This is a genomic window from Candidatus Brocadiia bacterium (genome assembly GCA_041658285.1).
Taxonomy (GTDB): domain Bacteria; phylum Planctomycetota; class MHYJ01; order JACQXL01; family JACQXL01; genus JBBAAP01.
In genome coordinates, this window is record JBBAAP010000002.1 from 52,140 (window position 1) to 71,104 (window position 18,965).

The following is an 18,965-nucleotide window of genomic DNA, read 5'->3' on the forward strand; positions in this document are numbered from 1 at the left end:
CTCGAATAGACACAAATAATTTATTATTTTCACTATTTCGGTCTTTCGTGGTCGAAATTAATCTTAATCAATGGCCTCCGTGTCCTCTGTGGCTGAATTGAGCAGCTATTTGGACTTGCCCGACCTGGGATGTGCTTTGTCGTAGACCTCTTTGAGCCGGGTAGTGGTGACGTGGGTATATATCTGGGTGGTAGAGATGCTCCGATGGCCAAGCAATTCCTGGACGCCGCGCAAATCGGCGCCGTGGTCCAACAGGTGCGTGGCAAACGTATGGCGTAAAGTATGCGGCGATATCTTGCGGTTATTCAGGCCGCTCAACCCGGCATAAAGCGTGATATTACGCCGGATGCTCCGGTCCGTCAGGTGTGCCGATTTGTGCCGGCTGTGGCTGACGAACAGAAACGAATTCAGTTCGACCGATTCGCCGCTGATTTGTTTGCGCTCGCTTAGATATTTCTCAATGGCCTTGACGGCGTAACTGCCGATGGGCACCAGCCGTTCCTTTTTCCCCTTGCCCAGCACATGAGCCACCGAGCTGGACAAATCCACATCCTTGATGCGCAGGTTGGCTATCTCGCTGACCCGCACCCCGCTGCTGTAAAGGAACTCCATAATCGCCTCGTCCCGCAGTCCGATGATGCCCGTAGCATAAGCCTTTTTGCCCCTGATGACAGCCAGAGGCTCGAGCAGCATCTTGTTCATCTCCTGCTCGCTCAGGAACTCCGGTATCTTTTTGTCCAACCGCGGCTGGCGTATCAGAACCATCGGGTTACTTTCGATAAAACGGTTCTGAAGCAAGTACTTAAAAAACGATTTAAGCGCGGCAATCTTGCGGGCGATGGACGCCTTCTGCAGGTTCACCTCCCGCATATGGAGCAGATAACTCCGAAGGGTCAGGTTGTCAATGGCCTTGGGGTCAGGGAAAACTTTGGCGTTACTGCTTTTGGCCACGAAGGTGATGAATTGGTCCAAGTCCTTGGCGTAAGCCCGGAGCGTTTCCGGCGAGTAATTCCGGTTGTATTGCAGGTGTTCCAGGAAATTCTTAACGTAATCGGCCATAAATATTCTTACTGCCGGTCTTCGATTCTCAGTTATCTTATCGGCAAAAACAGCCGGTCCGGCTCAGGAATTAGCCGTAAACCAAAATCCGCCGGAACGGCCCGGCGCCATTCCTGCATTAAACGCGCTTTCGCAGAGATATCGGCAATAACCGGTATTTTTGCTTGACAAATTTAATAATATTAGCATTATGCAACTATGCGCAGGAAAATAATACTCGCCTTAGGATTGATTGCCTTAATCTCAACCAATATAATCTTATCATCGGCCGATGATGCCGAGCTGGCCGGAGCCGTCTACCAATCCGGCCTGAACGCCTTTAAGCAAAACAAGTTCGATGATGCCGCCCAAAAATTCGCCCGGGCGCTGGAATACAAAAGCGATTATACCGAGGCTATGTTCAAGCTGGCCGAGTGCCACGAAAAACTCCGTAATAGCCAGCAGGCCGTCCGGTATTACCGCCAATCGGCCCGGCAGGTTGCCTCCAAAACCGACTCCTCCACGGAAGAACGCAACATCCTCCAGCAATCGCGTAAAGTGCTTGAAAAACTCGATGTCCGCGGCACCCAGTTCAATACCGCCAAATCCAAGCAAATTGACATCCTGCTCAAGATGGCCAACGACTGCGCCGGACGAAAGTACTTTGGCTTCGCCCGCAGGATTTACGAACAGATACTGATTATCGACCCCGGCAACAAAACCGCCGCCGACGCCATGGAAAAACTGGCCGCCGGCCAACCGGTCGAAAGCCCGGATTCCAAAACCGCCGGCAAGGCCAAATCAGTATTCAACGGCAAAAACCTGGACGGCTGGCAGTTCGACAGCAACATCTGGCTTAACCTCTGGTCTATCGAGGAAGGCTGCCTGGCATTCAACAAAAAACCCTTGTCGCCCAAGGCCGGACCCAGCCTCGAGCCCAGCGCCCTGAAACTCGCCGGACAACTGCCGGACAACTACGTCATGTCAATGGAAATGTTCATCGAAAAGCGCCTGCCGTCCGCGCGCGAATGCTGTATCAGCTTCCTTTACGGCGAATCCAAAATACCACAGGGCCAGGCCAATATCATCACCATGCAACGGGCCAAGATAAACTTCGAAAAGACCGGCATCTGGGAAAAGATAAAATTTACCAAGAAAGGCAACGAATACGCCATCGAAGGCGCCAACACCAAGAAATTCAACGGCGTCTTCGAACCCTACAATACCCAATGCATCGGCTTTTACATCCACGGCTTCGTCGTCAAAATCCGCAATATCACCGTCAAGGAAACTCAATAGGATACTACCCACCAATAGAGTTTCCATCTTTTTTCATCCCTTCGTGCTTTCGTGGTAAAAAAAGGCTGGACTAAAAATAGTATTCTCTGTGTTCTCCGTGTCCTCAGTGGTTAAATAGCGGCACTCTTATCTTAAAAACCTACTCGCCTTGGCGAAAAGATGCACCCAGAGCGGGCTGGTCCGCCTAATAAGGTGGGCCGATGACAGGTTGTGTTTGAACTCCTGGGCTGATGTAAACGGCTCGATTTCCACGCAGGCCGCCCCGTATTCGGACCGGGTATGCGCGTCACTGCCGGCCGTAATGACCTTGTTATGAAGTTGTGCAAATCGTCTGGCCTCGTCGTTATCGGCGCTGAAAAGGTTGCGCGCATTGAATCCCTCGATGATGTCCACCTGCCCGGCTATCCGTTTCAGGGCCTCGAAACTGAGTCGCGACTTGCGTAGGCGGCAGAACGGGTGCGGCACGCCCACCAGACCGCCCTGGGCCTTTATCCGGTTGATGGTTTCCTCCGGAGACAGCCCGGCCGAAATGGGCTGAGTCAGGAAGAATCCGATAATCTCGCCCTCGGCCGTATGGATTTCTTCGGACACGATGACCGTAAACCCGGCCGGAGCCATGGCTTTGAGTGCCAGCGCGCCGGTGATGGTATTATGGTCGGTCACGGCCAGGCCGTCCAGGTGCTTTTGCCGGGCCACCCTAAGGACGTTAGCCAGGGACAGCGTCCCGTCCGGTGAATAATTGGTATGGACATGGCAATCAATCCTCATCGTCCATAGATTAACACGAATAAACACGAATGACTACTAATTTAGATATTTAATTTAAGTAAGCGGACCCGCCTGACTGACGCCCACCCGGATGAATATCCGTTCGGACGGGTAGTCGGACAGGTTTAGCAGATATTGCAGATAAGTATAAATAATAAGGGCGCTGGGATTAGCCCAGCGCCCACCTTCGTGTCAATTCGAATTTATTCGTGCATATTCGTGTTTATTCTAGGTATCCGCGTAACCAAATATTTATCGAAGTGAACACGCCATTCTTTCTTAGTGCTACTAGGAACAACGTGACGTAGAGGCAGTGCGTAGCCTCCTGGAAGGACTTAGATCCAGATGTACCCCGCCTTGGCGGGGTTAATCTTTTATCATCTGAACAGAGCCTATTAGGAACAGTTCGACCAACGGGAGTTACTGTCCCTTATCCCGAGCGTAGTCTCGGGGTCTATTCAATGTATCCCTTAACCCATATGTTCGTAGATGTGAACACACCCGATTTGGTTATCAGCACCTTAATCATCCGTGTCCCATCAGTGGCAAGAGTGGCTTCCTTATACGCATTATTATTCACCCCTACCGTGTTCTGCCATATAAAATGTATAGTACTTGACCCATAATCCGCACCGGACCGTCTGCCAAGAACCGTGAGTATCTGCTCCATCCCGACCGGGACGCTCATTGCGTTCAACTGCATCTCCAATATTACAGCAGTCGCCGTAACCGGAATCACCGCCGACAGGTCTATGAGCTGGTCCACATCCGTCATCGAGTTCTCGGAGAACACCAAGGTTTGAGACGGCAACAGGGTCAACTGCATCCCGCCCGCACCGCCGGTAGGCGGAGCTATCCAATTGAATTTACCCGTCGCCGCATCGAAAGACAGAATCTGCCCGTCCGTAGGCGGAGCCAGGTTATAGAGCAGTTCGTGGTTGATGGATGCCAGCGCAATCTTGACCCAATCAACGGCCCGGTCGGCAATCTTTCCGTTGGTAATACTTGTCTCTGCCAACTTGTCTCCGGTCACAGCCAGGTCTGCTATCTCGTCCGTCGCCACTGGCGGAACGAGCGGCCTCGTGACACCGCCAGCCATCGGTTTCCATTCCAGCTTGAGTTGTGCCGCATTGTATGTAGGAACCTCACCGTCTGCCGGAGAATCTATCGCCGCTAATTTGGTCGGGGTGACTTCGCCCGCGCCGATTTTGGATGAAGTAACCGCGCCTTCGTTGAGTTTGATGGATGTAACCGAGTGGGTGTCCAATTTATCAGGGGTTATGGCGCCATCGGCGATTTTCTGAGCCACTATCGCCCCATCGGCTATCTTAGCCGTACCAACGGCATTATCGGGCAAAGGCGTAAGGGTAATGTCCGGACCGAGCTTAGCCGCGGTCACGGCACCGTCGGAGATATCATCGGTCTGGACCTGCCCGGCTCCGATATCGGCTCCGGTAATGGTCTCATCCTTAATCTTAGCCGTGGTCACGGAATTATCGGCAATCTTATCTTCCGTGACTGCCTGTTCCGAAATCTGGGGCGAGGTCACCTCGCCATTTGCGTATCTGTGTCTGAACATATAGTTAACCCCCTTTTTAACACGAATTACACGAATAGGACTAATCCCGCTAATATTTTTTATTCGTGCCCTTCGTATTATTAGTAACATTCGAGTTCTAATTAAAGTGCGGTCGGGGACGCCCCGCCCGTGCGAAGCGTCCCACTCGCACTGCCATACTAAATCAGCACTATCCTTGCCCTGAGTTTGAGCGCGCCGCTGTTGACGTCGCTTTCATACTGGAGCACAGAATCAGTGGCCGTACCTCCAACCACGAACGGTTTTACCGTTGCAGCCTTGAAGGAATTAGCCAGGTCAGTCAGCCTGGTGTTCTGGGCGGCCAGTTCGGTCGCTTCCATATCCGCCTTAATAATTGAGATGCCGGTAATAACCAGCAAACTCGTTACGGCTGACTTGAACTGCTGTCTCAATCCAGTTTTGGTGAAGTCGTAAGGCCCGCCGTTGACAACCTCCATATGGTTGGTCATCCGGTTGGCCCGGGCATCACCGGTCATCCAATAGGTAACCTGCGGGACAATCAAACCCCTGATTCGGTCCCCGGTAATCCTAAGGAGTCCCTTAGCCACGCCATTGGCCCAACGGTCCTTGGCCGCGTTTACCTTACCTTTAAAGAGCTTAGCCACTACACCATCAATGGTCTCGAAAGCCTGGTCCAGGTGCTCCCGAAACTTGGCATAGGCGTTGGTCAAGCCCTTGTAATGGGCCTGACGGATGTTAGATGCGCTCCGACCCGACTTAGCCACGAACCCCGGCGCAACCATAGGTCCCCATTTCTGGTTGCCAGGTTCCGCGACCTTTGACTGGTATTCCCCGTCATCGGGCAGAATCTCCACTATCCGATCGTGCATACGCTGGGCGTTGTTAGTCAAACCCTCAACCCACCGGTCCGGCATATCGCCCGACGGCTCAATGCTCGGAGGTATCGTTACCAAAATATCCAGTTTAATTTCGTCTGCCATAAAAACCTCACTACCGAAGATATATCATAATCAGCCCAGCCGAGCCGCCGCGCCTTGCTCACCGCTCACAGTGCGGCGTGGCGCCGATGACGGCCTCGGCTGAACTGTGGATTCACTTACGGTTCTTCTTTCCTTCAAGGTAATCCAAAATAATCCCAATGACTACCTGGATTATCCTCCTCCAGAAACCTGACATCATTTGAAACATATATTGTTCTCCTCCAGAAAATCATAGATTTCCTGTATAGGTACAATTCCGCCCATAGTAGTTATAAGTTGGTCTTTATAAACCCTGACCCAAACAGAAATACCGATGACCTCATAGGTAGAGGCGTTCCCGTCATTCGACGGGACTAACGCGAACACCGGACCGCCTGAGTTACCCGGTAAAATAGGAGCCGATATTTCGCAATAACCCGGCTCGATTATTGAGATGATGCCGTATGAAGGTCGCACCTTTAAGCCAAGCGAGCATCCAACGGCATAAACCGGGGTAAATATGTAAGGGGTATAATTCCGCGGAGCCAGAGTAGCGGAATAATTACAAATTCCAGATTTCAGATTACAGATTTTAATTAAAGCCAGGTCTTTGGCGGTATCGGTCACCAATACCGTGGCATCAATCTCAATGTATTCGGGGTAAAACAACTCTACGGTTACGATCGATTCGTTATCAACCACGTGAGCGGCCGTTATTATGTAACCGTTAATAATAACGCCTGAACCGCAAGAAAACCCGGCCTTTATCCTGACGGTGGTATAGAGCATAGACTCGTAAAGCCCCTCAAACGGATTAACCGGCCCAACCTGCACCGGAACCTCCTTAGACAGGTCAATAACAAAGGTCTCGCCTTCAGGCGGCTCAAAGACGCACCCGCCGACCATCGCAATTGACAAAAACCAATAAATTAATATCCTTCTCACTTGTGGTGTAACCATAAATCACCTATCCTCTCCGAAAAAGTTATCCAGCCATTCCCAGCGCGAGGTATTGGCGCAGTCCATCGGTTCGCTTATTTTAGGCGTAACCGTCACCGGTCCAGCCTCGTTTTCCGGGAATAAGGCGTCATAGCAATACCGGCACAGCCGGACCCGCCGACAGGCGAAGGATATGATATCCCATTCCCGGGGTAGCTCCTTACCGCATTCTTTACACATCTTTCTTTCCATATATACCTACCTTTTTAGTGGCTGTTAGCAACTCCGATGACCATCGGAGTGGCGTTATCTGCCACTTATCCCGACTATTCCGTCGGGGCCGGGGGGCTCTTCACTCTCTCCCCCATATATACACCCGTCGAGAACCACGAATGTCACAGGAAAAATGAGAATTTTGTAAAAATAATTCAGAAAGTTTTATGCCAAAGGCACCATGCCCGAGGCAGGCGGAGACGAAGATTAAGCCGATTTAGCCGACAGGGTAGATTCCTTGACATAACCGGTTCAATCCTGTATAGATTCACGCCTTACCCCGCTCTATCCGTCTTCATCCAAGAGCGGGAGACAGTTTATTGTTGCGGGATAACCCGCCGTAAGGCTCTCGTGGCTCCTTTAGCGCCACTGCGAAACTAACGGACATCCCGCTTTCAGCAGGATTCGGCTTATGCAGCAAGACACAAGAAGCGATGAGCAGTTGGCACGGGCATTTAAACTGGGCGAGGACCGGGCTTTCGACGAGCTCTACCGCAGGTATCTCAACCGTCTGCGTTTTTATATTTTAAAAATCAGCTGGTTCAAGGACGACATCTACCTCGAAGAAGTACTCCAGCAAATATTTATCGTCGTCTGCCAGGGGATAAAAATCGGCAAATTCGCGCCCTGGGATTATGTGCCGTCCGAAAAGATGAGCGGTACCTTCCGACGCTGGATTTTTACGGTGGCACGGATTGAATGCTACAAACAGGACGAAAAACGCTCCTCCGGGCCGGTGCTGATGCCCAAACAGATCGCCGACGCCCTGCCGGACATGTTGGCCGATATGCGGCCGGATGCGGTTGAAGAGGTGGAGTCGCATCAGCACTTGACAAAAAAATTGGAAATGATACTATCGCACCTGACGGCGGATGACCAAAAGCTCTTCGAGCTGAAAAACAAAGGCGTAAAATACCAGGATATACTAAACGAGCCGGAGTTCAAAAACATACGCCTGGGCCCGCTCAGGATGCGATACTGCCGAATACTGGACTTGATAAAAGAGTTATTAAAGAAAGACGAACAAGAATGAAAAAAGAAAAGCCCGTCAAAAAGACCGTCCGCCGGGACAGTTGCGCCAAATACAAAATGGACATCCTGGACTACGTCACCGGAGATATGACTTTCATAACCGCGCAAAAACAGAAAGCACTGCTTATACACGTCCGGAAATGCCCCAGATGCCAGCAGGCATATTTTGAGTATGAAAACATCCACGCCGCGGCCCGAACCATAGGACGGGCCAAAAACCCGGCCTTCAAGGCGAAAATGGACGCTATGCTCGAAACCATCAAGAAAAAATGCGCCAACAAAGGCGACAAGCCGCCAAGCTGTTCCGATGACAAGCCCGACAATAAAAAATAGGGGTTATAGGGGTACTCCATACCCCTAATCCCGGTTATCGACACAACCTATAAGGATTATCAACATCTACAGTCCCGGTTATTGACACCCCTAATACCGGTTATCAATATTCCTAATCCCGGTTATCGATACCCCCAATCCCGGTTATCGATACCCCTAATCCCGGTTATCAACATCCCTAATCCCGGTTTTCGATACTCCCTGCCTAAGTAACGGTTATCTCCTATACCTGTTATCGATATCCCCTGTCCGGGTTTATCACACCTCCTATATAAATGGCCTACATCCCCTATCCGGGTTTATCACTCATCCGATATAAATGGCCTACATCCCCTATCCCAGTTATCGATACCCACTACCCGAGCAGTAACCATCTCCTATACCGGTTTTCGATACACCCTATGCCCGTTTTCGATACACCCAATCCCGATTTACGATACAGGGATTAGGGGTTAGGGGGGAGGGGGGTAGGTATCTCCCCCCCCTCCAAATATGCATGAGCAAAGCCTCCTAATCAAATAATTAACTCTATAAGATTAGGATATATTAGAATTTGGGAGCGGGGAAAAGCTGATTTACCAAAAATGACGCCAGGAAATGGGCATAAATAGTGAATTATCCGGCTGGGGAAGTGTCCCTCTAGACCCACGAGAATATTATCTTTTAGCGGGCATCCTGCTTTTTAGATATCGAAATTGATTCTTTCCTTTTCGATAACCAAAGGCCTTTTGAATATCTGGGTATGAATAGCCCCGATATACTCGCCTAATATACCAAGGAAGAACAGTTGGACCGAAGCGAAAAAGAATAATCCGATGACTATAGGCGCAATACCTAATGAAAAACTCTGCCAGAAAATGATTTTATAGACTAAATAAGTAAAAGCCGTTAAGAAACTTATTGTACCCAGGACAAAACCCACTATCGTCGCAAGCCTCAACGGTATCTTGGAATAACTGGTTATACCCACCATCGCCAGGTTATATAAGTAATAGAGATTTGTAGTGGTCCGGCCTTTATGGCGCGCCGGCTGGACGTATTCTATTCTGGCGGTCTCAAAACCTATTTCGGCAATAATACCCCTCAAGTAAGGATACATATCATTGATTTGCCTGAGGCTTTCTACCACCTTTTTATCGTACAGGCCAAAACCGGTAAAATGCTTTATCAACTCTGTGTTTGATAATTTGCCTAAAATCTTGTAGTATAAATTGCGCATAAATACCATGGGGAATGATTCTTTACGCCCTTTTATTATCCCTATCACTACTTTATAGCCCGATTCCCATTTCTTGATAAGTTCAGGTATCATCGATGGCGGGTCTTGCAAATCAGCCACGATTGAAATGGCCGCATCGCCTTTAGACTGCAACAATCCATAATAATGAGACCTCATGGCCTCAAAATTCCTGGAATTCACGATGATTTTAACATTTTTATCGTTTTGGGCGATTCCTTTTAATATTTCCACTGTCTTATCCTTGGACGCATTATCAATGAATATATGCTCGTACTGGTAGTCTTTTAAATCAGCGAATACCTGCTTTACCTGTTTATAGACCTCGGCTACGTTTTCTTCCTCGTTATAGGTCGGCGTAACGATGCTTATTAGCTTCATTTCTGCTCCTTGAATACGTATTTTTTATTAAGGATGAATGACAATACGGCCAGCGGCAATATCAATATCGCCCCGGCTAAATACATATTAACCTCTAACATATTGAATATTTTAAGGCAAGCTATATTCAACAGGTAAATAACCGCATAAACGCCTATGAATTTAAAAAGAAGGCTGTTACGGTTGCTTTTGAATACGAATATGCCGGTGGTCTTAAAATTGAAGAGCACGCCCAGAATGGTGGATGCCAAAGCGGCGATGGTATAATGCAGGCCGATATAAATAAATAATGCGTATATGGAATATCCGAAAACGGTATTGACGCCGCCGACAATCAGAAAGCGTATGAATTGATGGTTCAGCACAATTTATATTGTTTTATTGCATGCCTTATTCACTAATCTCTATTTCTTGGATATTATCTTAACCAACGATTCGCATACAAAATCAACATCTTCTTCGGTCAGATTAGCGGCTGAGGCCAGGGAAATACCTCTTTTCTCTACTTTTTCCGCCTCCGGATTGGGAAATCTTGGCGGGCCGAAAAAAGGAAATAAACTCATTCTTGGGAATGCCGGCCGGCAATGGATGTTAAGTTCTTTCAGTCGCTTGACAACCTCATCCCTCGACACTGAAATATTATCCTGGAGCAGTATGGACGGATAACAGTAATTGCTTTTGCAGTCTTTTTTCTCCTTGATGATTTTGAGACCTTTTATATCTTTCAACCTTTGATAATACCAATCAAATATCTGCCGTTTTTTGGCAACCAGCTCGTTGATTCTTTCTACTTGAGCCAGCGCAATGGCCGCGGTCAAGTTGGCAATGGTATATTGATATCCGAGCATATCTGACCAAAAAACGGCCTTTGAGTCAGTCCGACCCATCGAAGCCAACAAGCAAGCTTTTTCATATAGTTTATCATCATTCGTAACAAATACTCCGCCTTCGCCGCTGGCCGCTATTTTAGCCCCCTGAAAGCTGAAACAGGCAATATCTCCAAAAGTCCCTGTTTTTTGTCCTTTGAACTCCGCGCCTAATGATGGGGCGGCATCTTCTATAACTTTCAGGTTATGCTCTTTGGCTATGGCCATTATTTCATCCATTTGCGCCGGATAACCGAATGTATGAACCAGCATTATCGCCTTAGTTTTATTGGTAATAGCTTTCTTTATGGCTTTAGGATCGATGCACCAGGAATCAGAGTCAATATCGACGAATACCACCTTAGCCCCGGTGTAAGCGATAGAGTACGATGTCGCCACCCAGCTGAAATCAGTGCAGATGACCTCGTCGCCCTCTTGAAGCCCCAGCGATGCGTTGGCCAGGTGAAGAGCCACAGTACAGCAATGCGTAGCCAAGGCGTGTTTCATCCCCAAATAATCGCAGACAGCCTTTTCTAGCTTTTTTGTATGCATGTCAAATGTCTCATACCAACCGTTCTTGGCGGCATCAACCACATAATCTATTTCTTTCTGCGTAATCCACGGTCCGGCAAAACTTATTTTTTTCCTTTGCATAGAAGATACTCCTTTTTTATAACTTGAGCAATCTTATGCTCGCCTCTGCCAACTCCTGCTCGCTTTTGGCGAAGCAAAACCTGACTATATTCTCACCGCCCTTTGAGTGATAAAATGCTTCTCCCGGCACTGTGGCCACGCCGGTTTTTTTCAACAAATACATGGACTTATCCTTGCTGGTCTTACCCGGCAATATATCGACATCGGCCAGGATGTAATACGCCCCTTTCGGGGCAAACGGCGTTAAGCCTATCCGGGAAAGAATATTGCAGATTTCGTTTCTTTTCAAATAGTATTTACGGCAAAGATTCTGGTAAAAGCTATCCGGCAATTTCATTATGCCGTTAGCCACGCCCATTTGAAGCGGCGTCGGGCCGCAGACATAGACCAAATCGTTGATATAACCTATCATCTTAGCCCATTTAGAGTCACAAACGCAATATCCTATGCGCCATCCGGTTATGCTGAATGCCTTGGAATAGCCGGAGATAGTAATTGTCCGGTTTTTTATTTCACTTAATGACCCGGGGCTTATGTGCTTCAGGCCGTCATAAACAAAATATTCGTATATCTCATCGGTAAACACAAAAAAGTCGTGTTTTATCGCTAATCTGGCTATATCCTTCAATTCGGCCAAAGAAAAAACCTTACCGGCCGGATTTGACGGGGTGTTTATCATTATGCCCTTGGTGCGCGGGCCGATAGCCTTAGCCAGGTCTTTCAAGTCAAACGACCAATCCGGCGGAGACAACTTCACATAAACCGGTTTTGCCCCGGCCGCAATCAAAGTATTGATATGGTATTCGTAATACGGCTCAAAAATAATGACTTCGTCTCCGGGGTTAAGCAAAGCTAGGCAGGCGCAATAAAATGCACCGGTAGAGCCGGCAGAAACCACCACATCTGTTTCAGGGTTCGCATATATTCCATTATGCCGTTTCATCTTGGCCGCGATGGCATTACGCAATTCAGGCAGACCGTCATGCCGACTATAATAATTCAAGCCGTCATCCATGGCCTTTACGGCTCCCTTCTTAACAGCCGTTGGCAAGGGCATATTACATACGCCCTGCGACATATTGATGCCACCCGCTTTTTCGCATTCCACTGACATATTGCGGATCTCTGAACGCACCAGTCTGGATGAACGCTTGCTTACTGACAACTTCATATTATTTCACTTTCAGGGACAGAAGCATTTCAACATAATATCGTTTTATCGCGCCGGTGTAATTTGCGGGCGCCTCAACCCATTCGATTCTATCCTCTTTTTCGATTCTTATCAAAGGTATCCGTCCTTTTTCCATGAAACCAAGCCTATCATAAAGGTTTAATGCCTTGGCATTGTCTGACATGACTTTCAGGGAATAATTTCCAAGATTCAAATTCTTTTGCCCCCATTCCATCATGTTTTTTATTGCATCGCCAATCAAGCCGGGACAACCCGGCTCGCCGCGGACAATATTATCGATTTCACATATATTCTTATCATAATCAAACCTGAATAAACCTATATGCCCGATGTACTTATTTTTTACTTTTATTACAAACAACAACCTATCAGGCGTTTCAATCACACCTTTTTGAAACCATTTTGTCGTGCCTTCTACCGTGACCTTGAATTGGGCCGGGAACCACATTTCATGTTGTTTCCGCCAGTTGGCAAGCAAACCCATTAAAACTTGGTCTTGTGCGCATTCATCAGTCATCAGAATAAGGTCATATTCGCAGCCATTCAAATTACCCTTGATAATATCATCACCGAAATGGCTGTATTTTAATTTTTTGATTCTTTCGAGCATGCTTATGAATTGTAAAGGATTCCTATTATTCTTTAATAGGTTTTATCACCATTTCACTGTTAAATTCCGCCCTGCTTAAAAATGGGTACATATCTTCAAGCGGCTTAGAAATCATAACGCCATCTGATTTTTTATATGAAGCGACCGTAGGCACAATCTCCTGGTTTCTTAAACACATAACCTCGCATATTACGGCTTTGGAATAGGCTAATACTTTCTTTAATACCACATCAAGGTCTTTGCTGCGCGGCACCTTGAAATACTTGATGCCGTACGCGGCAGCAATCTTTTGCACGCTGGGAAATGACACGCCGGAAGTCGAATCCGTTCCGATAAAACGCTTATCAAAAAACTTACCCTGGGTCGCCCTTATGGACAGATAACCGTCATTGTTCCACACAAAAAGCTTGATGGGAAGTTTATAATGCACTACGGTTTGCAACTCCTGGATATTCATCTGGAATGAACCGTCCCCGGTAATACCGATAGTTTCCTTTTTATTCCTGGCGACGCAGACGCCGATGGCCGCCGGCAAGGTATATCCCATTTCCGCCTGTCCGCCGGATGTAATATACCGTTGTCCGTTTTTCAGCTGGATACCCTGGGAGGTAGCATAAAATGACGAGCCGGCATCTGAAACGACGGCCGAATCGGATTTCAGCTGTCTTGAAAGCCGGTCAACAAAATAGTAAAGATTTACGCCTTTTTTTTCTGATGCATATTCAGGCAAACAAACCGGATACTTTTTTTTCCATTCAAAGCATTTAGCCGCCCATCTTTGAGTATCTGGTTTTGGCTGACCCCTCATAGCCGTTATGAATTTACCGGCATCGGCATTAATGAATAGATTTATCTTTATAGTCTTTTTACGGTGCTCTTCCGGATCAATATCAATCACGGCTATCTTTGCCTGCCGGGCAAAGGTGTCATAAGCATGGCCGGTAGAACTTACGCTTAACCGGCTGCCGATGGCTATGACCAGGTCTGCATTCTGTACGGCAAGATTTCCGGCCCTATCCCCTTTGTTGCCTATGCGCCCTATGAATAAGGGGTGCGCGCTGGGCAGGATATTTATCCCCAGCCGTGAAGCAACAACCGGAATACGGTAATTTTCGATGAATTTCCGGAACTTATCTATGGATTTTGACAGGCGAACACCCTGCCCCGCTATTATGACCGGCCTTTGGGCCCGAGTAAGCCATTTGCTTATTGTATTTATTTCATCTTTGGTAGGTTCTTCTTTATATTTTTTAGCTAATTTTTTAGCGTCAAATTTTTTAAGCTTTGACTCATCAATAATAGAGCTCTGCACATCAAGCGGTATATCAAGCCAGACCGGACCGGGACGCCCTGTTTTGGCAAGATAAGTTGCTTTATCCAGGTAATATTTTATTTCATATGGGTCATTGACCATAACCGCATATTTAGTCAGAGGCTCAACTATCGCGATTATGTCTGCTTCCTGGACCCCGAATTGCCTTAATTTCAGGCCGGAATTGCGGACGGTCTCGCTGCGCTTAGATTGTCCTGAAATAAACATGCAAGGCACATTATCCTGCCAGGCGTTCAAAAGTCCGGTAATAGCGTTAGTCCCGCCGCACCCTGTCGTAACATAAGCGACTCCAAAATTTTCGTTATATTTAGCGTAGGACACGGCGGCCATTGCTGAGGCTTGTTCATGATGATTGCAAATAGCTTTGAGCTTGGGATGTTGCACAATGCCATCCGAGAGAAACATCATCCCTCCGCCGGAGACCATAAATACGTCCTTAACCCCTAATTTATAAACGTAATCGGCAATATAATCAGCTATTCTTATCATAAATTAAGTTATTACTAAACTATATTATTATATCGTAATAATCTTATCGTCTACTGCAACAAATGATTGCTTAAAAACCTTCTGTGCGTGTGATTGTGCTAATTTCCGGTCTTTTAACGATGTGTAAACGCTGGCGTCGAAATGGGTCAGATATAATTTCGCGACTTTGGATTCCTTAGCAATCCCGGCGGCTGATTCCGGGTTTAAATGCGGCCATTCGGGGTTTACCTGCCCGCTTCTGAAAGCACATTCAGTTATCAGGATATCGGCGTTTTTGGCTATTTTTACGGCGTTTGGACAATATCCAGTATCCGGACAATAGCTGATAACCCTGGAATCGGTTTCTATCCGGCATCCTATCGTCATATCAGAGTGCTTGAGCCTGCTGACGGATATCTTGAACGGCAGCCTGGGCCGATCTTTCGGCAGTTCAAAAATGTCAACCTTAAACGGCAGTTTACTAAAATCAATGGTATAAGGAGACTTGATAATTCTCCCTAGTGCACTTTTAGCGCCAACCGAGCTCAATATTGTAAGTTTTTTTAAAAACCGCAGTTTTGCCAGGGTATGCATGCCTTCTATATGGTCTAAATGGAAGTGGCTCAGAAAAAGGTATGCGGGCTTGGGATTATTTGAATCTATGTACCGGCCTAATTTATGAATTCCGTTGCCGGCATCCAGAACGATAAGGAATTGTTCGGTATTGATAAGAGTGCATATGGTGTTGCCTGTATTGGTGTCATACCAACCGTTGGTCCCTAAAAAAACGATTTGCATCTTATTCCCCGGTAAAATCCTTTATGCTCTTTATTATGTATTCTATCATCCCTTTTTTCATGCCCGGATAGACGCCCAGCCAGAATGACTGGTTCATTATCATATCGGTATTTTCCAGGCTCCCGATTGTTCTGTAACCCTTTTTGGATTTACGCATCTCGTCAAAACAGGGATGTTTTATGATATTACCGCTAAAAAGCATCCGGGTCTGGATATTCCGGCCTTCCAGGTAGTTGACCAGTTCTTCCCTGCTAAAACCGGCATCTTCCTTTACCGTTAGCATGAATCCGAACCAGCTGGGGTCCGTATTGCGCGATATCTCGGGAAGGATAAATTTATGGCTCAGGCCGAATAACCCATTCTTAAGTGATTGCCAGTTATTTTTCCTATCTTTTATGAAAGCAGGAAGCTTCTTCAATTGGGCGCAACCGATGGCCGCCTGCATATCAGTGGCCTTAAGGTTATACCCCAGATGCGAATAGACATATTTATGGTCATAGCCGAACGGCAGTTCCCCGAATTTCTGGGTGAACCTGCTCCGGCAGGTGTTATCTTTACCGGACGGGCAAACGCAATCACGCCCCCAATCCCTGAACGATTCAATCAGTTTCTTTAATAACGGATCATTGGTGTAAACCGCCCCGCCTTCCCCCATGGTCATATGATGCGGCGGATAAAAGCTTGATGTCCCGATATGGCCGACGGTGCCGGTATACCGCCATTTGCCTTTATATAAATACCTGGAGCCCAACGAATCGCAGTTGTCTTCTATCAGCCATAAACCGTGCTTATTGCAGAATTCTTTTACTTTGGTTATGTCAAAGGGGTTGCCCAAAGTATGCGCAAAAATAACCGCTTTTGTTTTAGATGACAGCGCTTTTTCAAGCAAAGAACAATCAACGTTGTATGACGGCAGGCTGACATCAACAAACACAGGCACGGCGCCATATTGGATTATCGGCACGACCGTGGTCGGGAACCCGGCCGCCACGGTTATGACCTCATCACCTCTTTTTATCCGGCGCGGCCCGAGCCTGGGCGAGGTCAGGGCCATAAAGGCCAGCAGATTTGCCGAAGAACCGGAATTTACCAAGGAACAATACCTAACACCCAGGAATTCAGCCAGATTTTTTTCGAATTCGGCGGCGTATTTTCCGGTGGTCAACCAGAAGTCAAGCGCCGAATCGATTAAAGCGCTGATTTCCCGCTCGTCAAAGACACGCCCGGCATACGAGATACGATCACCAGGCTTGAATGCCCCGGTCTTCCTGTGGACCAGCCGGTAATAACGGCCAGCTAAACTCATTATCTGTTTTTTAACACTGTCTCCGGAATCATTCATATCACACCTTTTGATTACCTGAGGAATATTCTTTAATCTGTTCCAGGCAAACATTCCTGAGGTTTGCCTTGTGCTTATAAGCCAAGGACCACTGGACCACCTTATCCAGGGCGTAAGAAAGATTCCAGCGCGGTTTCCAGCCCAGTAAAGCCCTGGCCTTGAAACAATTAAGCTTCAGGTAACCGGCTTCGTGGAGATGCTGTCTCTTGTCCACCACGTAAAAAGCATCTTTACCCCATTTTTGGCAGAGTGTTTTAACAACCCATTCCACCGGTTGGGCATCTTTTTCGTCCGGCCCGAAATTCCATGCCTGGGCGTATCGGGGACCATTTTTGTAAAGTTTTTGGGCCAGGATAAGGTAACCGGCCAAAGGTTCCAGCACATACTGCCACGGTCTGATTGCCTTGGGATTCCTTATGATGATTTTTTTTCCTTTTAATAAAAAGTTTACGCAATCCGGAATAAGCCGGTCTCGCGCCCAGTCGCCGCCTCCGATGACATTCCCGGCCCGGGCGGTGGCCACAGCAACTCCGTGGGCGCGGTATTTATCCGGGTTGAAATAAGAATTGCGGTAAGCAGATGTCACCAGCTCCGAGCAAGCCTTACTGCTGGAATACGGGTCATAACCGCCCAGCGGGTCATTTTCCTTATACCCTTTAAGTACTTCCAGATTCTCATAGCATTTATCGGTAGTAACATTTATGATTGCCTTTACGCCTTTGCATTGCCTGACGGACTCAAGGAGATTAACCGTGCCCATAATGTTTATGGCATAGGTCTCTACCGGCAGTTTATATGAATCGCGCACCAACGGCTGGGCCGCCATATGTATGACGATTTCCGGCCGGGCCGACAAAATGGATTTTATCAACGACCGCAAATCACGGACATCCGCGATATTAGATTTGACCAATTTGTTTATCCGACACAAATCGTACAAGCTTGGCTTTGTCGGCGGGTTTAAGGCATAACCGATAACCTTAGCGCCGAGAGAATGGAGCCAAAGACATAACCAGGAACCTTTGAAGCCGGTATGGCCGGTTATGAAAACCCTTTTATTGCGCCAAAAATTATTATCAACTGTCATTTAACGCCAGACCTTCCACGGCGCCTTATCGGCCGCCCAAAGGTTTTCTAAATAGTTCTTGTCCCTTAACGTATCCATCGGCTGGAAAAATCCTTTATGTTTAAACGCCTTTAGCTGACCTCTTTTTGCCAATGCCTCCAGCGGCTGTCTCTCCAAAATAGTGCTGTCATCTTTCAGGTAATCAAATATGGCCGGCTCAAATACGAAAAATCCGGCGTTTATCCAGCCGCCCTCACCCTTAGGCTTTTCCTGAAATCCTTTTACTGAATCATTTTGAGACAAATCAAGAACCCCGAACCTGCCTACAGGTTGGGATGCCGTAACAGTCGCTGTCTTGCCGTGCGCTTTATGGAATTTAACGGCCGCTTTGATATCCACATCGGCCACGCCATCGCCGTAAGTAAGCATAAATGAAGCTTTGCCCACATAGTCTTTAATCCTTTTCAGCCGACCGCCGGTCATCGTTTCAAGCCCGGTATTTACCAGGGTAACCTTCCACGGTTCGGCCGTATGGGTATGAATTATCTTTTTATTTTGGTTCTTAAAATCAAAGGTGACATTAGATTCGTGCAGGAAGTAGTTGGCAAAATACTCTTTTATGACATACCCCTTGTATCCCAGGCAGATGATAAAATCGTTGAATCCGTAATGCGAATAGATTTTCATGATGTGCCAAAGAACAGGTTTTTCGCCGATTTCAATCATCGGCTTGGGTTTAAGCTGAGATTCCTCGCTTATTCTGGAGCCCAAACCACCGGCAAGTATAACGACTTTCATAAAAAGCTCCTTATGTGAAAA

At 47.4% G+C, this 18,965-nt stretch carries 19 protein-coding genes; 3 read left to right on the forward strand and 16 right to left on the reverse strand.

Translation table 11 applies throughout. The features are described 5' to 3' along the window. Positions 1 to 105: 105 nt before the first annotated feature. Positions 106 to 1,059, reverse strand: coding sequence for a site-specific tyrosine recombinase/integron integrase (gene xerA, locus WC980_02220; protein ID MFA5793875.1), 954 nt, complete (start codon positions 1,057 to 1,059; stop codon positions 106 to 108). A 198-nt stretch (positions 1,060 to 1,257) separates the two neighbouring features. On the opposite strand from xerA, the gene WC980_02225 reads away from it, so the two are divergent. Then, complete coding sequence (locus WC980_02225; protein MFA5793876.1) at positions 1,258 to 2,337, forward strand: tetratricopeptide repeat protein; 1,080 nt, start codon at positions 1,258 to 1,260, stop codon at positions 2,335 to 2,337. Between the two features lie 126 nt (positions 2,338 to 2,463). Here the strand turns inward: WC980_02225 and WC980_02230 are convergent, their stop codons facing one another. The 5 genes from WC980_02230 to WC980_02250 form a co-directional block, all read right to left on the reverse strand. Continuing rightward, positions 2,464 to 3,105: a PHP domain-containing protein gene (locus WC980_02230; protein ID MFA5793877.1), complete on the reverse strand. Its 642-nt coding sequence runs from the start codon at positions 3,103 to 3,105 to the stop codon at positions 2,464 to 2,466. A gap of 454 nt (positions 3,106 to 3,559) precedes the next feature. Further along, entirely contained in the window at positions 3,560 to 4,684 is a 1,125-nt protein-coding gene (locus WC980_02235; GenBank protein ID MFA5793878.1) for a hypothetical protein, read from the reverse strand. Between the two features lie 158 nt (positions 4,685 to 4,842). Further along, positions 4,843 to 5,643 carry a hypothetical protein gene (locus WC980_02240; protein MFA5793879.1) on the reverse strand — a complete coding sequence of 267 codons (801 nt, stop codon included), beginning with the start codon at positions 5,641 to 5,643 and terminating at the stop codon, positions 4,843 to 4,845. Between the two features lie 195 nt (positions 5,644 to 5,838). Next, positions 5,839 to 6,582 carry a serine protease gene (locus tag WC980_02245; protein MFA5793880.1) on the reverse strand — a complete coding sequence of 248 codons (744 nt, stop codon included), beginning with the start codon at positions 6,580 to 6,582 and terminating at the stop codon, positions 5,839 to 5,841. Between the two features lie 3 nt (positions 6,583 to 6,585). Then, positions 6,586 to 6,813, reverse strand: a complete 228-nt coding sequence (locus tag WC980_02250; protein MFA5793881.1) for a hypothetical protein — start codon at positions 6,811 to 6,813, stop codon at positions 6,586 to 6,588. Between the two features lie 433 nt (positions 6,814 to 7,246). On the opposite strand from WC980_02250, the gene WC980_02255 reads away from it, so the two are divergent. Continuing rightward, positions 7,247 to 7,867: a hypothetical protein gene (locus WC980_02255; GenBank protein ID MFA5793882.1), complete on the forward strand. Its 621-nt coding sequence runs from the start codon at positions 7,247 to 7,249 to the stop codon at positions 7,865 to 7,867. Further along, the gene (locus tag WC980_02260) at positions 7,864 to 8,199 is read left to right on the forward strand and encodes a hypothetical protein (GenBank protein ID MFA5793883.1); all 336 of its coding nucleotides are present in this window, start codon (positions 7,864 to 7,866) and stop codon (positions 8,197 to 8,199) included. The genes WC980_02255 and WC980_02260 overlap by 4 nt, the downstream gene beginning before the upstream one ends. 682 nt (positions 8,200 to 8,881) lie before the next feature. Here WC980_02260 and WC980_02265 read toward each other — a convergent pair. From WC980_02265 to rfbF, 10 genes are read right to left on the reverse strand one after another with little or no spacing between them, the layout of a single operon-like run. After that, positions 8,882 to 9,817 (reverse strand): glycosyltransferase family 2 protein, encoded by a 936-nt coding sequence (locus tag WC980_02265; protein ID MFA5793884.1) that lies wholly within the window; start codon positions 9,815 to 9,817, stop codon positions 8,882 to 8,884. Then, the gene (locus WC980_02270; protein ID MFA5793885.1) at positions 9,814 to 10,182 is read right to left on the reverse strand and encodes a GtrA family protein; all 369 of its coding nucleotides are present in this window, start codon (positions 10,180 to 10,182) and stop codon (positions 9,814 to 9,816) included. Before WC980_02270 ends, WC980_02265 begins: the two co-directional genes overlap by 4 nt. A 39-nt stretch (positions 10,183 to 10,221) precedes the next feature. Further along, positions 10,222 to 11,337, reverse strand: a complete 1,116-nt coding sequence (locus WC980_02275; GenBank protein MFA5793886.1) for a DegT/DnrJ/EryC1/StrS family aminotransferase — start codon at positions 11,335 to 11,337, stop codon at positions 10,222 to 10,224. Between the two features lie 16 nt (positions 11,338 to 11,353). After that, positions 11,354 to 12,508 (reverse strand): pyridoxal phosphate-dependent aminotransferase, encoded by a 1,155-nt coding sequence (locus WC980_02280; protein ID MFA5793887.1) that lies wholly within the window; start codon positions 12,506 to 12,508, stop codon positions 11,354 to 11,356. Between the two features lies 1 nt (position 12,509). Then, positions 12,510 to 13,139, reverse strand: coding sequence for a GNAT family protein (locus WC980_02285; protein ID MFA5793888.1), 630 nt, complete (start codon positions 13,137 to 13,139; stop codon positions 12,510 to 12,512). Between the two features lie 25 nt (positions 13,140 to 13,164). Further along, positions 13,165 to 14,961, reverse strand: a complete 1,797-nt coding sequence (locus WC980_02290; protein ID MFA5793889.1) for a thiamine pyrophosphate-binding protein — start codon at positions 14,959 to 14,961, stop codon at positions 13,165 to 13,167. Between the two features lie 27 nt (positions 14,962 to 14,988). Next, the gene (locus tag WC980_02295) at positions 14,989 to 15,738 is read right to left on the reverse strand and encodes an MBL fold metallo-hydrolase (protein MFA5793890.1); all 750 of its coding nucleotides are present in this window, start codon (positions 15,736 to 15,738) and stop codon (positions 14,989 to 14,991) included. 1 nt (position 15,739) lies between these two features. Beyond that, a complete protein-coding gene (gene rfbH, locus WC980_02300; GenBank protein MFA5793891.1) occupies positions 15,740 to 17,080 on the reverse strand; it encodes a lipopolysaccharide biosynthesis protein RfbH in 1,341 nt (446 codons plus the stop codon). A 1-nt stretch (position 17,081) separates the two neighbouring features. Continuing rightward, positions 17,082 to 18,167, reverse strand: a complete 1,086-nt coding sequence (gene rfbG / locus WC980_02305; protein ID MFA5793892.1) for a CDP-glucose 4,6-dehydratase — start codon at positions 18,165 to 18,167, stop codon at positions 17,082 to 17,084. Continuing rightward, positions 18,168 to 18,944: a glucose-1-phosphate cytidylyltransferase gene (rfbF, locus tag WC980_02310; protein MFA5793893.1), complete on the reverse strand. Its 777-nt coding sequence runs from the start codon at positions 18,942 to 18,944 to the stop codon at positions 18,168 to 18,170. Between the last annotated feature and the right edge of the window lie 21 nt (positions 18,945 to 18,965).